Annotated in this window: 14 protein-coding genes; 13 read left to right on the top strand and 1 reads right to left on the bottom strand. The window is 42.2% G+C overall.

From position 1 onward, the window contains the following. The first annotated feature begins 150 nt into the window (after positions 1-150). The 5 genes from BMX69_RS11640 (at position 151) to BMX69_RS11620 (ending at position 6,311) form a co-directional block, all read left to right on the top strand. Complete coding sequence (locus BMX69_RS11640; RefSeq protein ID WP_054791584.1) at positions 151-1,278, top strand: cysteine desulfurase family protein; 1,128 nt, start codon at positions 151-153, stop codon at positions 1,276-1,278. A gap of 95 nt (positions 1,279-1,373) precedes the next feature. Continuing rightward, positions 1,374-2,384, top strand: coding sequence for a helix-turn-helix domain-containing protein (locus tag BMX69_RS11635; RefSeq protein ID WP_054791583.1), 1,011 nt, complete (start codon positions 1,374-1,376; stop codon positions 2,382-2,384). A 73-nt stretch (positions 2,385-2,457) separates the two neighbouring features. Next, a complete protein-coding gene (locus BMX69_RS11630; protein WP_100042424.1) occupies positions 2,458-4,197 on the top strand; it encodes an ABC transporter ATP-binding protein in 1,740 nt (579 codons plus the stop codon). A 13-nt stretch (positions 4,198-4,210) separates the two neighbouring features. Then, the gene (locus BMX69_RS11625; RefSeq protein ID WP_100042423.1) at positions 4,211-5,941 is read left to right on the top strand and encodes an ABC transporter ATP-binding protein; all 1,731 of its coding nucleotides are present in this window, start codon (positions 4,211-4,213) and stop codon (positions 5,939-5,941) included. A 16-nt stretch (positions 5,942-5,957) separates the two neighbouring features. Continuing rightward, positions 5,958-6,311, top strand: a complete 354-nt coding sequence (locus tag BMX69_RS11620; RefSeq protein ID WP_054791582.1) for a metal-dependent transcriptional regulator — start codon at positions 5,958-5,960, stop codon at positions 6,309-6,311. Positions 6,312-6,370: 59 nt separating this feature from the next. Here the strand turns inward: BMX69_RS11620 and BMX69_RS11615 are convergent, their stop codons facing one another. Beyond that, on the bottom strand, positions 6,371-6,769 hold the full coding sequence (locus tag BMX69_RS11615) for a MerR family transcriptional regulator (RefSeq protein ID WP_025233899.1): 399 nt from the start codon (positions 6,767-6,769) through the stop codon (positions 6,371-6,373). Positions 6,770-7,084: 315 nt separating this feature from the next. Here BMX69_RS11615 and BMX69_RS11610 point away from each other — a divergent pair, with 315 nt between their 5' ends. From BMX69_RS11610 to BMX69_RS11575, 8 genes are all read left to right on the top strand, one after another. Next, positions 7,085-7,846, top strand: a complete 762-nt coding sequence (locus tag BMX69_RS11610; RefSeq protein WP_330387720.1) for an aldo/keto reductase — start codon at positions 7,085-7,087, stop codon at positions 7,844-7,846. 51 nt (positions 7,847-7,897) lie between these two features. Continuing rightward, entirely contained in the window at positions 7,898-9,076 is a 1,179-nt protein-coding gene (locus BMX69_RS11605) for an iron-containing alcohol dehydrogenase (RefSeq protein ID WP_100042422.1), read from the top strand. Between the two features lie 55 nt (positions 9,077-9,131). After that, positions 9,132-10,046, top strand: a complete 915-nt coding sequence (locus BMX69_RS11600) for an aldo/keto reductase (RefSeq protein ID WP_100042421.1) — start codon at positions 9,132-9,134, stop codon at positions 10,044-10,046. An 893-nt stretch (positions 10,047-10,939) separates the two neighbouring features. Further along, on the top strand, positions 10,940-11,488 hold the full coding sequence (locus BMX69_RS11595) for a flavin reductase family protein (RefSeq protein ID WP_100042420.1): 549 nt from the start codon (positions 10,940-10,942) through the stop codon (positions 11,486-11,488). A gap of 132 nt (positions 11,489-11,620) precedes the next feature. After that, positions 11,621-12,376, top strand: coding sequence for a MerR family transcriptional regulator (locus BMX69_RS11590; RefSeq protein ID WP_054791581.1), 756 nt, complete (start codon positions 11,621-11,623; stop codon positions 12,374-12,376). A gap of 236 nt (positions 12,377-12,612) precedes the next feature. After that, positions 12,613-13,176, top strand: coding sequence for a PadR family transcriptional regulator (locus tag BMX69_RS11585; protein ID WP_054791580.1), 564 nt, complete (start codon positions 12,613-12,615; stop codon positions 13,174-13,176). Between the two features lie 155 nt (positions 13,177-13,331). Further along, positions 13,332-13,811: a flavodoxin family protein gene (locus BMX69_RS11580; RefSeq protein ID WP_100042419.1), complete on the top strand. Its 480-nt coding sequence runs from the start codon at positions 13,332-13,334 to the stop codon at positions 13,809-13,811. 111 nt (positions 13,812-13,922) lie between these two features. After that, on the top strand, positions 13,923-14,525 hold the full coding sequence (locus BMX69_RS11575) for a class I SAM-dependent methyltransferase (RefSeq protein WP_100042418.1): 603 nt from the start codon (positions 13,923-13,925) through the stop codon (positions 14,523-14,525). The last annotated feature ends 74 nt before the right edge of the window (positions 14,526-14,599 follow it).

Genomic DNA, 14,599 nt, shown 5'->3' with positions numbered 1-14,599 from the left:
GCTGAATCTTTGCATATTGCTCCATATTGCACACAGGATTATTTTTTATTATTAGAAAAAGGCAATGATATGAACAAGAAACTTAACAAAAATCATGTTCTATATTGGTTTGTTAAATGCTCAATATTATCTGTGTAAGGAGGATAATTTATGATTTATCTAGACTATAATGCTACGACCCCTATCGACAAAAAGGTATATCATGCCATGCTTCCCTATCTGGAGTCAGAGTTTGGAAACCCATCCAACAGTTACGAATTGGGACTGCTCGCGAAAGGTGCAGTTGAGAATTCCAGAAAACAAGTTTCGGAATTGCTTGGTGCCAAAAGCAGCGAGATTTTATTCACAAGCTGTGGCAGTGAATCCAATAATGCTGTAATCAAGGGAGTCGCCTACACTTTTAGGAATAAGGGAAAGCATATTATTACTTCTTGCATCGAACACCCTTCCATCATGGAACCACTCTCGTTTTTAAAGAAAAACGATTATAAAGTAACCTATCTTCCAGTAAACCGGCAAGGATCTGTGAATCCTAAGGATTTAAGAAATGCCATCAATGAGGAAACGATTTTGGTTAGTATTATGCATTCCAATAATGAGGTTGGTACCTTGCAGCCAATTGGGGAGTTGGGGGAAATTTGCAGAGAACGAGGTGTTTTGTTTCATACAGATGCATCTCAGTCCATTGGAAAAGTGGATATTAACGTTTCCCGTTTACCAGTGGACTTTCTGACTCTTGCCGGTCATAAACTATATGCTCCAAAAGGAATTGGCGCATTGTTTATTCGTGATGGAGTTGAAATAGAATCATTTCTGCATGGCGCAAGCCAGGAGAATGGCAGGCGTGCCGGTACGGAAAATGTGCCTTATATTGTAGCTTTGGGAGAGGCAGCGGCACAGGCAAGGAAACACCTGGATCAAAATGATTTGATGCCGATAAGAGATTATTTTTATAATCAGCTAAAGGAAGTGTTTGGCAGTAATATTCACCTCAACGGTGACCCGGTTCATCGCTTGCCAAATACTCTTAATGTCAGCTTTGTGGGAGAAAATGGGGCCCAGATATTGGCGGCGCTGCCTGAACTATGTGCCTCAACCGGGTCTGCCTGCCATTCTGGTTCAAAAACCATTTCTCCTGTGTTAGCTGCTATGGGTGTTGAAGAGGAAATTGCATTTGGTGCTGTACGCTTTAGTGTGGGCAGATATACCACTAAGCAAGAGATTGATCATGCAATGAAATTGTTAAAAGGATACGGGTTTTCCATTGCAAGCTGCTGAAAAACTTCATTTATTCTGGACGGTAAGCTTGAAAACTGATATGATATTGTTGGTTAGTCGTACCTAATTGAAAAAAGTAAAGGCGATGTCATATCATGAATAACAAGAATTTCACGGATTTTTTTGATCCGGAGGTGCAAAAGACAGCAAGTGAAGCAGGCTGTTCGATATACAAGATGCAAAACGAAACAGGAGAGGGTGTTATTACCCGATATCAAATCTTACCTGGCATCGAACTGTTTTATAATGATTTTCATATGCGGGATGGGCAAAATAAGAATAAGCTTCCCCATCCGGATATATTTGAGATCAATCACTGCAGGGAAGGCCGGTTTGAATGCGTGTTCGGTAATGGTGATTGCCAATATGTGGGAGCCGGCGATCTTTCCATCAATCGGCTTACCAATGAAACCACATCGACCACGTTCCCGTTATCCCATTATCATGGAATTTCCATTACGATCGATTTGAATGAGGCAGCGGAAACAATGAAGCTGGTGGAACTTGTACTGGGCGGGCTGCATATTGATTTATACCAGATAACAGAGCGCCTTTGCAGAAAAGATACTTGCTTTGTCCTGCGGGGGCATAGCAATATTGAACATATTTTTTCTGAGCTGTATAAGGTTACGCCCAAAATGGCAGCACGCTATTTAAAAGTTAAAGTATTAGAATTGTTCATGTTCTTAAATGATGTCCAGGTCGACGAATATCCGGAAGAACGGCGGTACTTTTCAAAAAATCAGGTTCAGGTGATCAAGCAAATGCAGAAATACATGACTTCTGACTTACAAATCCATCATACGCTGCAGGAGCTGTCAAAAAAATTCGATATTCCTCTTACATCGATGAAAGTGTGTTTTAAGGGGATTTACGGCTGTTCTGTTTATTCTTATATGAAATCCTACCGCATGCAGGCAGCCAAAATTTTACTGAGGGATACAACGGAAAGCATAACAGAGATCGCCATGAAGATGGGATATGATAACCCAAGTAAGTTTTCCGAGGTTTTTAAAAAGGAATTTGGGGAACTGCCGTCCGAATTCAGAAAGACGTTGTCCAAATGGGGGAGTAACCACCTAATCAGAGTAGCAGGAATAAAATGAAACACTATAATAGAGGTTGTTCGTTAGTTTTAGCTAACCAACCTCTATTTTTATAGCAAAGGAGTAATGTATCATGGATAAAGAACAAAGTCCTATGTCCAGACTGTTGGAATTTGCTGTTCCATACAAGAGTAAATATGTTCTATCAGTCATTTTAGCAATCCTGGGTGTTGCCGCAGGATTCGTACCATTTTATGCTGTTTCTCAAATCGCACTGCTGCTGATGAATGGGGAAACCTCTGTTACTGCCTATATGGGGTATTGTGTGACAGCAGGTATCGGTTTTCTGGCGAAAGTTTGCTTTTCCAATCTTTCCACTTTTGTTTCCCATACCGCGACCTTTGAAACTCTGGCCGAAATCCGCCTTAGTCTTGCAGACAAACTCACCAGGGTTCCTATGGGTTATATGATGAATACCCCTTCCGGTCATCTTAAAAACATTTTGGTAGACCGGGTGGAAGGGATGGAGACGACTCTCGCCCATTTGATTCCTGAACTGACAGCAAATCTTTGTGTTCCCTTTTGTATTTTGATTTACCTGCTATTCCTTGACTGGAGAATGGCACTTGCTTCCCTGGTGACATTCCCAATTGGAATGCTCTGTTATAAGGGAATGGCAAAGGGCTATGAGGAAAAATTCCAGGGACTTATGATGCGTGGCCGCAAGATGTCAAATACGGTTGTGGAATACATCGGAGGAATCGAAGTTATTAAAGCCTTCAATCAATCCGCAAATTCCTATCAGAAATATTCTGACGCGGTAGAGGACAATGCCGCTTATGCTGTAAACTGGATGAAAAGTGTCCAGCTCTATAAGTCCATGCTGTTTACAATCTGGCCCAGCGTGTTAGTCAGCGTTCTTCCCATCGGCTGTATCCTGTACCGAAACGGAAGTCTCAGCGTTCCGGTTTTTGTCACCTGCATGATCTTGTCGCTGGGGATTATTACCCCGGTCCTGAATGCAATGAACTTTACTGACAGCATAGCCCAGATGAAATCTGTAGTAGGAGAAATCTGTTCCGTTCTGGACGAAAAGGAATTGGAGCGGCCTGAAAGACCTGCCATGATTCATTCATCAGATATCTCAATGGATAATGTCAGTTTTACCTATGAGGAAGGAACCTCTCTTCTTAAGGAGATAAACTTATCTATTCCGGAAAAGACCATCACTGCATTTGTCGGCCCAAGCGGAGGAGGAAAGTCTACCATTACAAAATTGATCGCAGGTTTTTGGGATGTGACATCCGGGGCAGTCAGGATTGACGGCATCGACATCCGAAAAATACCTTTGGAGCAGCTAATGGATCAGATTGCCTATATTTCCCAGGACAACTATCTGTTTGATGAAACGGTTCTTGAAAATATCCGAATGGGCAAACCTTCAGCAACCGATGAAGAGGTGTATCAGGCGGCAAAGGATTGCGGCTGTTATGAGTTTATCCTGAAGCTGGAAAAGGGCTTCCAGACTGTTGTGGGAAGTTCCGGAGGCCATCTTTCCGGTGGTGAGCGCCAGCGAATTGCCATTGCCAGGGCTGTCTTAAAAAATGCCCCTATTGTCATACTGGACGAGGCTACCGCCTACATTGATGCAGAGAATGAAGCGCTGATCCAGGAGGCTATGGCAAAGGTCATTGCCGGGAAAACGGTTCTTATGATAGCCCACCGGTTATCGACAATCACCGATGCGGACAAAATAGTAGTGGTAAAGAATGGACACATTGAAGCGGAAGGCACTCATGAAGAACTGCTTGCATCCTGTACCTTGTATCAGAACATGTGGAGAGCACATATGGATACTAAGGATGCCGCATAAGGAGGTGTAAAAAATGGTAAGTACCTTAAGAAAAATATATCGTTTTTCCGGCAGAATGCAGGGAACCATGAAAACAGCAATCCTGTTTTCTGTGCTTCATTCCATCTTTGATATGATGACTTTTGCAGCCCTTGCCCTGGTTTTTTCCGGCATAATCCATGGATTCGAGACAGCTGCTATCTGGCAGATATTCGGCATTGCTTTTGCCGGCATGATTCTAAAAATCTGCTGCAGCTATATGACTGATTTTAATAAAGTAAGGATCGGCTACTTTATGTGTGCAGAAAAACGCATTCACATAGGGGACCGCATGAAATATATGCCTATGGGCTATTTCAGCGACCATAATCTCGGCAGTCTCACCTCTGCAGTTACCACGACGATGGGAGATATTGAAAACAACGCCTCCATGGTACTGACAAATATACTGGGAGGTTATATACACGCAGCGGTCATCACACTGGTTATGTTCTGTATTGACTGGCGCATCGGACTGACGATTTTCTGCGGCATCCTGTTATTCACTTACTGTATCAGCAGCCTGCAAAAGAAATCGGAAAAGGTTTCACCGGAACGGCAGTCTGCACAGGAAGCTCTTGTTTCCAATGTGCTGGAATATGTACAGGGAATGCTCATCGTAAAATCCTTTAACCTGGGACGTGACTCCAACAGCAAGATAAAGCATGCGATTGTGGAGAGTAAAAATAAAAATCTGATGCTGGAGCATTTATTCATTCCCTATACGGTTCTTCAGCAGATCATCCTTTATGGAACCAGCGTCATAGTGATTGTGGAGGCTTTGCTTTTCTACCTGAATGGTTCCATGAACCTTCCGATGTGCCTGCTAATGGCAGTGGCCTCTTTTATGCTTTTCGGGCAGCTCCAGTCGGCCGGAAATACCTCATCCCTGCTTCGTCTTTTGGATGCATCCATGGATAAGGTAGAGGAAATTAATAAAACCCCTGTGATGGATGAACAGGGGAAAACCCAAAAGCCCGTTAACTTTGATATTGCCTTTGAGGATGTATCGTTCTCTTATGGAGATCATAAGATCCTGGATCATGTGAACCTGCTGATTCCTCAAAAGAAAACAACAGCCATCGTGGGGCCCTCCGGATCAGGCAAAAGCACCCTCTGTAATCTGATTGCCCGTTTTTGGGATGTGGACAGCGGACGAATTACAATTGGCGGCATTGATGTCAGGGACTACACCTTGGACAGCCTGTTGACGAATATCAGCGAGGTATTCCAAAAAGTATATCTGTTTGCCGATACCATAGAGAATAACATGAAGTTCGGAAGGCCGGATGTTTCTCATAAGGAGGTGGTACTTGCCGCAAAAAAGGCTTGCTGCCATGATTTCATTATGAGCCTGCCAAACGGATACAAAACCGTGATTGGAGAAGGCGGTGCTACACTGTCAGGCGGGGAAAAGCAGCGGATCTCCATTGCACGCGCCATTTTAAAGGATGCTCCCATCATCATTTTGGATGAGGCCACTTCCAGTGTTGATCCGGAGAATGAGAGTCTGCTGATGAATGCAATTGCAGAATTGACGAAAAACAAAACGGTTATTATGATTGCTCACCGCTTAAAGACAGTTCAGAGAGCTGACCAGATCCTTGTTTTAGCCAATGGGCATATTGTGCAGAAAGGGGCTCATGAAGAACTGGTGAATCAGAACGGTATCTATGCTGATTTCATTGGAATACGGAAAAAGGCAATCGGCTGGAAATTAAAATAAGTCAGGAGGAGAAAATATGCTGCTTTATGCATCAGGTGAGGACTATCTGGAGGCAATTCTTGTGTTAAAGAAGCAAACCGGCGCGGTACGCTCCGTCGATCTTGCCCGATACATGGGATATTCAAAGCCCAGCATTAGTCACGCTGTTGCCATGCTGAAAAAAGGAGGTTTTCTGGATTCCGACGAGGACGGGTGCCTTCTTTTGACTGACTCAGGGCAGGAGATTGCAGAAAAGATTTATGAACGTCATTGCTTTTTTAAAAATCAGCTTGTAAGGATAGCCATCACCAGGCGTAAAGCTGAGAATTTAAGATGTTTATCTGCGATGCGGATCAATGTACAAGACTTAAAGAGCCTGTCCCATTTATAAAAGGACAGGCTCTTGCCATAACCATGTTTTGGCTTTTGGTTTTGAACGGACCGCTGCAACTAGGTTTCTGAATTTTGATGGGATGCGTCATGGTTGTACTCATGATACTGCTTTGTATAATGGTTGATTTTATGAGATACTTTTTCAAGATGCTTATTCATTTCCTGAATCTGAGCTTCCACATTCTTCTTATGTTCGATCAATATATCGCACCGCTGTTTGAGTGTCTCTCTGCCTTCTGCACTTAATTCCACAAATTCCTTGATTTGTTTCAGGGACATGCCTGTATTCTTGAGACAGCAGATCAATCCCAGCCATTCTAAATCATCTTCAGTATAACTTCGGATGCCGCTTGTGCTTCTGTTGATATTGAACAAAAGACCTTCTTTTTCATAGTAACGCAGTACGTGTGCGCTTAGGTTTGTACGTTCCGATACCTGTTTGATAGTATAACCCATATAGATTTCCTCCCCTTATGATGGAATTGTAGTTGTTATTCAAAAAATATAAACATCAGAGATAATTCCTGAAAAAATAGCTCCAAATTTCATTTTTTTGTGGTTAAACCATTCATTTTAATAATTTTGCAATTTGTTATTGACTTAGAGTTAAGATTAAGGTTTATGATACCAATATACAATCAAAATAACAGTTTGTCAAATTGCAGATTGGGGGAAAATATAGTGAAAACATTAACAGATTGTTATGAACTTTCAGGCGGTGTGAATATCCCATGTATTGGCTTCGGCACATAGCAGGCACAAAACGGAGATATGGCTGTCACATCGGTGAAAGAAGCTTTAAAATGTGGTTATCGTCATATTGATACCGCCGCAGGTTATGGGAATGAGGAAAGTGTAGGCATAGCTGTAAAGGAAAGTGGTATTGCCCGCGAGGATATTTTTATTACCAGCAAACTTCAAAATGATATGCATGGATATGAAAATACCATGGAAGCCTTTAAAAAGACGATGAAAAATCTTGATATGGATTATCTGGATCTTTACCTGATTCACTGGCCTAATCCAATCAAGTACCGCGATCAGTGGCAGGAAGCCAATGCCGGCACCTGGAAAGCTTTTGAAGAGCTTCACAAAGCCGGACTTATTCGCGCGATAGGAGTCAGCAATTTCCATCCTCATCATTTTGATGCGCTTATGCAGACGGCGTCGGTTCAGCCAATGGTCAATCAGATCCGGCTTTGCCCCGGCGATACACAGGATAACGTGGTAGATTATTGCAGAAAGCGTTCGATTCTTCTGGAGGCTTACAGCCCTCTTGGCGTAGGAAAGATTTTTGAAGTTCCGCAGATGCAGTTACTGGCACAAAAGTACGGAAAGTCCATTGCCCAGATTTGCGTGCGGTGGAGTCTGGAACGCGGATATCTGCCGCTGCCAAAATCCATCACGCCCGAACGTATCCGGGAAAATGCTGATGTATTTGATTTCCAGCTTTCCCCTGAGGATGTGCAGGCAATTGCCGGCTTAAAAGGCTGCTGTGGATATTCTGCAGATCCTGATACAATCACATGGTAAAACAGACAAATAAACAAACCAAAAAATAAACCAAAAGAAAGGGTAAAAATAATGCTTAATTTTGATTTCTATTCACCGGCTCGTATACTATTTGGAAAAGACACGGAGAAACAGATTGGTGCTCTTTTAAAACCCCATGCAACCAAGGTTCTTCTGCATTACGGCGGAGGCAGCATTAAAAAGAGCGGACTATATGACACAGTGATCACTTCACTGAAAGAGAATGGGCTTTCTTATGTGGAACTGGGCGGCGTGGTGCCAAATCCCCGTCTTTCCCTGGTACATGAAGGAATTGCCTTATGCAAAGAAGAAAAGGTGGATTTAATCCTGGCAGTGGGCGGCGGAAGCGCCATTGATTCTGCCAAGGCCATTGCAATGGGTGTATATTATGATGGTGATGTCTGGGAGATTTATGAACAAAGCAAAGCAATCGAAAAGGCGCTGCCCGTAGCCACAATTCTTACCATTCCTGCTGCAGGAAGCGAAGCAAGCGGTGATACAGTTATCACCAATGAGGAAAAACAGCTCAAATACGGTTATGGCAGTCCCCACCTGCGTCCTTTGCTCAGCGTCATGAATCCGGAATTGTTCTACACCCTGCCAAAGAATCAGATCGCAAACGGTGTGGCTGACATGATGAGCCATGTTTTTGAACGTTACTTTACTAACACCACACATACCGATCTGACGGATGGTTTGTGCGAAACAGTATTAAAGACCATCATAAAGAATGCTCCGCTTGTCCTTGAAAATCCAGGGAATTACGATGCATGGTGCGAGGTAGGTTTTGGAGGTACAGTTGCCCATAATGGCTTGGTTGGTATGGGACGTGAACAGGACTGGGCCTGCCATGGCATGGAACATGAACTCAGTGCCATCTACGATGTAGCGCACGGGGCAGGTCTGGCGGTGCTGACTCCTGCATGGATGCAGTATGTATACAAGGATAACGTGAACATGTTCGTGCAGTTTGCGGTTAATGTCATGGGTGTGAAGGGCAGTTATCGCGATCCGGACGCAATGATCCAGGAAGCGATTTTACGTCTGCGTGAATTTTTTAACAAGATGGGACTCCCGGCAACTCTTGGAGAGCTCGGCATCGACGCCAGCCAGCTTGAAATAATGGCTAAAAAAGCGACAGGTGCTGCATTTGGAAATGAGGCGCCCATTGGCGGCTTAAAAAAGCTTTACTGGCAGGATGTACTTGAGATTTATAAGCTGGCCCAATAAAAAATAGTCTGAAATAAGAGAATACAATTTAATTCAGTTAAGGAGGTTCAAGGTCATGAGAACAGTTAAATTAGGGAACTTGCAGGTACCGGTAATTGCAGTCGGCTGCATGCGCATCAATAAACTGGATAAGTCGGAAGCAGAACATTTCGTACAGGAAGCACTGGATTTAGGCACAAACTTTTTTGATCATGCAGATATTTATGGTGGCGGCGTGTGTGAGGAGATATTTGCAGAAGCGGCCCATATGAACGCATCTGTTCGTGAAAAGATGTTCCTGCAATCCAAATGCGGGATTCGTCCAGGCATTGCGTTTGATTTTTCCAAAAAATATATTTTAGAAGCAGTAGACGGCAGCTTAAAAAGACTGAAAACGGATTATCTGGATGCATTGCTGCTCCATCGTCCGGATGCTCTGGTGGAGCCGGAAGAGGTTGCCGAGGCATTTGACATCCTGCAAAGTTCAGGTAAGGTACGTAACTTTGGTGTTTCCAACCAAAACCCCATGCAGATACAGCTGCTTAAGAAGTTTGTTAAACAGCCGATTATTGCGAATCAGCTGCAGTTAAGCATTACAAACGCCAACATGATCTCCCAGGGGATTCATGTCAATATGCTTGATGATCAGGCCGTGAACCGGGATGGCAGCGTAATTGATTTCTGCCGCTTAAATGACATCACCATTCAGCCATGGTCTCCGTTCCAGTACGGATTTTTTGAGGGGGTATTCCTTGGCAATGAAAAGTTTCCAAAGCTCAATGCCAAAATTGATGAAATTTCTGCTAAATATGAAGTCAGCAACACGACCATCGCCATGGCATGGCTGCTTCGCCACCCGGCCCATATGCAGCCTGTGACCGGGACCATGAATGTGGAGCGATTGAAGGATTGTGTCAAAGCAGCCGATATTAAGCTTACCAGGGAGGAATGGTACGAGATTTACCTTAGCGCAGGGAACATTTTACCGTAAGTAAAAAGATGCATATATATAGCGGATATCTTCAAGCCGCCATTCATGAACCACCCTGCCGAATTACAGTTTTTTATTCGGCAGGGTGCAATGATGAGTTACCGTTTCATTTATTTTTCCAGCAGTATAGAAATTGTTGTGTTATCTGTACGATAAGTGCTGCCTGCAACATCTCCAAACACTTCGCATACTCTAAAACCCACATCAGTTGCTTCTTTCATCAACATTTCTCTGGTATACAGGTATTCCATAAATAGTAAGAGATAGTCCCTTTATCTTGAACAATAGTAGTTTGTTCTAGTGTTACATTCTCTGGATACCGATAGCAACCGTTAAATGCAATATAGTACTCTTTACGCCAGAATCCCCCATCCTTCTTTCTAAAAATGGAATGAAACTTTTAAGAATTATGTTTTCTCCTTTCAAAATGAACAAAAGAAAAAGCCGTAGATTTTACTCTACGACTAATCTTCCTAAGAAAAAAAGAAGTTAAGAGTAAAATAAAATCAAACATCAGGCACAAAAACAAAACTGTGTAAACAGCTTGTTCTTAAACCGATTGAATTGATTTTATCTGCTCTTTTCCAGTGATATCCATGCCACCGATTATGTGGCATCAGATATGCCGGACTTCCATCACCTTTTCTTTTAAATTTTATGTTTTCATTTTATAGTACATAACTTACTTTGTCAACAATGTCCGACAGATGTATGGATTCCCATATGAGGGTATAATAATTTTAACATAGAATATCAAATAAAAAAAGAGTATTCCCATGGGCGCACTCTATCTATATGATAACCGATTGGAAAGAAAAAGTCTATATTTTTATAAAATTTCATTATATAATTTTAACTGTTGCAACAAATAAACGATTAATAGGAGAATAAAAATGACAAAAACAAAGATAGCCAATATCCCTTATGGACCGTATGTTACTGTTTTAGCAGGGGCTTCTGTAAAGGGAAAGCCAAACTATGCCACCATTGGAGCGTACGGAGTTGTAAGTCAAAAGCCTGTACTTTATATTTCTCTAAAGAATACCCATTACACAACAGCCGGAGTCATAGAAAACGGATACTTCTCTGTAAACATTCCCTCTTCCGATGATATAGAAAAAACGGATTATTGCGGGACTGCAACGGGCAATCAAACAGATAAATCAAACATATTCGAGTCTTTTTACGATAATGCAGGTAATGCACCCATGATAAAAGAGTGCCCGGTAAATTATCTTTGTAAAGTAATTCAGACGATTCCAATCTTTGATTTTACAATGTTCCTTGGAGAAATTGTTGCGGCTTATGCGAATGAAGATTGTCTGGAAAATGGCAAACCAAATGCTTTAAAGGTCAACCCTACCATCATGATGGATTCCGGGTATTTTGATATAAAAGATAGAGTGGGTTCCATATTTCAATCATGCAGCGGGAATCGTTAGAAACAAAAAGCAAAACAGGTATTTGCCTGAACCGGCTGAAGAAAATTCTAACATCAGGATAAATCTTTCATAAAACGGTTGACATTGACGCCGCGTAATAGTTTATAGTGGTTTTTGCAAGGGGGTGAAAAGATGGAATACACCATAAATAAGCTGGCGAAATTAGCCGGGGTTAGTACAAGAACACTGAGGTATTACGATGAGTTAGAATTGCTTTCACCCGCCCGGGTCAGTTCCAATGGATACCGGATTTACGGGAAAAAGGAGATCGATCGGCTGCAGCAAATCCTTTTTTACCGTGAACTGGGGGTATCGCTGGAAGAAATCCGTAATATTCTTGCTTCTAAAGACTTTGACGGGCTATCGGCGCTGGAAAGCCATTTGACTGCCTTGCTTGCCAGGCGAGAGCAATTGAATTTGCTGGTCGCCAATGTCGAAAAGACCATTAAGACCATGAAAGGAGAAATGATAATGAGTGATCAGGAGAAGTTTGAAGGCTTCCTTCAAAAGCTGGTGGACCATAACGAGCATCAATATGGAGTGGAAGCCCGGGCAAAATATGGAGATGAGCGCGTAAACCGCTCCAACGCCAAGGTTTTAAATATGAGCAAGGAACAATTCACTGAATTGGAAAGGCTGACGGAAGATTTGAGCGAAACATTAAAAGCGGCCTTTGAGCAAGGCGGCCCAGCCAGTGAACTGGCGCAAAAAGCCTGTGAGCTGCATAAAAAATGGCTCTGCTTTTATTGGGACGATTACAGCAAAGAAGCTCATAAAGGCGTGACGCAGATGTATGTGGATGATCCGCGTTTTACTGCTTATTACGATAAGATCTCACCCGGATGCGCAGCGTTTCTGCGTGACGCAGTAGCGATATACTGCAAATAAGTTTATAGAAGGTCCGAAAGATAGAAAGCCCACTTGCTGGAAAGCAGGTGGGCTTTCTATCTTGATATGCGGGGAGGTTTCATAAGCTTAGAGTCACCTGCTGCGGAAAAGAGCACCAATATTCTCAGAATGTCAGCTCGGAAGATAATTTATGAAATTTGCAATCAAAAAGTCTTGACAAGATATATCATAATAATATATCATAATGATATATAAAGCAAACAAAAGGTGCACAGATGAAAGAAAATACAGGGAAATCAAAATATGTAATGCTGGGAATGCTCGCCCGCATGCCGCAGACTGGTTATACCATAAAAAAATGGATAGAGAACGAATACAGCCATTTCTGGCAGGAGAGTTATGGTCAGATCTATCCGACTCTCAAGAAAATGGTGGCTGAGGGGCTTGCCGTCACCTCGAATAACACGCAGACTGGAAATGGGCGGGGACAGATCGTATACAATATCACTGACGCAGGCAGAAAAGAGCTCTCAGATTGGCTGAGGGAGGAGCCGGAAATCGAGAGGATCAGGTACGAACTATTGCTTAAAGTTTCCTTTGGTGAAAACACGGAGCCGGAGGTGCTGCTTGATCATCTGGACAATTTTATCAGAAGAAATGATAAGCTGGTCAAAGAAATGAACGGCTATATGGAGCTCTGCGGGCAGTTTAAGGAACAAGATATTGACTGCTCCTACAGTCAGCTGACCGCACTTTGCGGCGTTTATGTTTATTCTGCAATGAGGGATTGGGCTGTTGAGGCAAAGAAAATTATTATAGAGAAAGAAGATGATAACTGACAGAATAATTTTATACAATATGTAACCATTAACCGTATAGATGAGTTAAGGAGAGAGGGATCTCCCACAAAACTACCCATTCATCGATACCACAAAAAGAATAAGCCTATAACCATTTTTTCCGGCTATAAACTTATTATATGAGGAGAATAGCTATGAGCACTCTGGTTGTATATTTTTCGTTTACTGGCAGTACGAAATTCATTGCAGAAAAGATTGCAGAAACGCTGGGCGCTGACATTACAGAGTTAAAAACAAGCAAAAACTATCCGACAGAAGGATTCCGGAAATACTTTTGGGGAGGAAAGAGTGTCATTTTTGGAGATAAGCCAACGTTAACAAACGAACTCATTGATTTAAATCAGTATGACACGATTATAATTGGAACCCCCATATGGGCCGGGTCATTTACACCGCCAATGAAAAGCTTTATCAGTCAATACAATATCCAGGACAAACGGATCGCGCTGTTTGCCTGCCATGCAGGAGGCGGAGCCCAAAAGTGCTTTACAAAACTAAAGAAAGAGCTTTCCGGGAACGAATTCATCGGTGAAATAGATTTTGTAGAACCAAAGAAAAGCTTAGAGGAAAATTTGCTGAAAGCTGTCAGTTGGGCCAAAGGCCTTGCTATCTGATATATACACACAATTGTCAGCCATAAGGCAGCCGTCTGTCAGACATTAAAGATGGCGGGAGATAAGGCTCTTTCATATCGATTTTTAATAAGGTAGATTGGAGATACAAGAATGGGGAATACGGATAAGTTTGAAATGATGGCCGATAGATACGACACTCCGGAAAGAATCCAGATTGCAAAGGTATCATCAAATGCCATTCGTGAATACGTGGTTGATGCAAAAAGTAAGAATGCCATTGATTTTGGGTGTGGAACCGGCCTCGTTGGAATGAATTTGCTAAACGATTTTAATTCTATGCTCTTTCTGGACACATCACAAAACATGATTCATCAAATAGAGCAAAAAATTTCAAGCTCTAATATACAGAATGCTGCTACATTATGTTTTGACGTTGAAAAAGACAGCCTTACAGATTTACATGCTGACTATATTTTTATGGCTCAGGTGTTACTCCATATCAATGACTTTGATATAGTCTTATCAAGATTATATGAGACTTTAGAAAAGGATGGGCATTTAATAATTGTAGATTTTGATAAAAATGAAAAAATCGCCTCCGATATGGTTCATAATGGTTTTGACCAGGCAGAATTAACGGATGTTATGTCAAAAATAGGGTACAGGGATATTCAATCGAAAACAATTTATACAGGAAGTAAAATATTCATGGGGTATGATGCATCCTTGTTTGTTCTTGATTCTCATAAATAGGGCCGGAAAAATCAAAATCTTTTGGTTCAGTTCATGCCAAAAACGAATAAAGCATTAGAAAAACAGCGCAGAAC

The sequence above is a fragment of the Lacrimispora sphenoides JCM 1415 genome, assembly GCF_900105615.1.
Lineage (GTDB): Bacteria > Bacillota > Clostridia > Lachnospirales > Lachnospiraceae > Lacrimispora > Lacrimispora sphenoides.
This window is presented reverse-complemented; position numbering and strand designations above follow the sequence as displayed.

What these genes read in the sequence shown, in the direction of transcription:
- BMX69_RS11575 (WP_100042418.1), top strand. Translation starts at nt 13,923, where the DNA reads ATGGGGAATACGGATAAGTTTGAAATGATGGCCGATAGATACGACACT.
- BMX69_RS11600 (WP_100042421.1), top strand. Translation starts at nt 9,132, where the DNA reads ATGAGAACAGTTAAATTAGGGAACTTGCAGGTACCGGTAATTGCAGTC.
- BMX69_RS11635 (WP_054791583.1), top strand. Translation starts at nt 1,374, where the DNA reads ATGAATAACAAGAATTTCACGGATTTTTTTGATCCGGAGGTGCAAAAG.
- BMX69_RS11610 (WP_330387720.1), top strand. Translation starts at nt 7,085, where the DNA reads ATGGCTGTCACATCGGTGAAAGAAGCTTTAAAATGTGGTTATCGTCAT.
- BMX69_RS11640 (WP_054791584.1), top strand. Translation starts at nt 151, where the DNA reads ATGATTTATCTAGACTATAATGCTACGACCCCTATCGACAAAAAGGTA.
- BMX69_RS11620 (WP_054791582.1), top strand. Translation starts at nt 5,958, where the DNA reads ATGCTGCTTTATGCATCAGGTGAGGACTATCTGGAGGCAATTCTTGTG.
- BMX69_RS11585 (WP_054791580.1), top strand. Translation starts at nt 12,613, where the DNA reads ATGAAAGAAAATACAGGGAAATCAAAATATGTAATGCTGGGAATGCTC.
- BMX69_RS11605 (WP_100042422.1), top strand. Translation starts at nt 7,898, where the DNA reads ATGCTTAATTTTGATTTCTATTCACCGGCTCGTATACTATTTGGAAAA.
- BMX69_RS11580 (WP_100042419.1), top strand. Translation starts at nt 13,332, where the DNA reads ATGAGCACTCTGGTTGTATATTTTTCGTTTACTGGCAGTACGAAATTC.
- BMX69_RS11595 (WP_100042420.1), top strand. Translation starts at nt 10,940, where the DNA reads ATGACAAAAACAAAGATAGCCAATATCCCTTATGGACCGTATGTTACT.
- BMX69_RS11590 (WP_054791581.1), top strand. Translation starts at nt 11,621, where the DNA reads ATGGAATACACCATAAATAAGCTGGCGAAATTAGCCGGGGTTAGTACA.
- BMX69_RS11630 (WP_100042424.1), top strand. Translation starts at nt 2,458, where the DNA reads ATGGATAAAGAACAAAGTCCTATGTCCAGACTGTTGGAATTTGCTGTT.
- BMX69_RS11615 (WP_025233899.1), bottom strand. Translation starts at nt 6,769, where the DNA reads ATGGGTTATACTATCAAACAGGTATCGGAACGTACAAACCTAAGCGCA.
- BMX69_RS11625 (WP_100042423.1), top strand. Translation starts at nt 4,211, where the DNA reads ATGGTAAGTACCTTAAGAAAAATATATCGTTTTTCCGGCAGAATGCAG.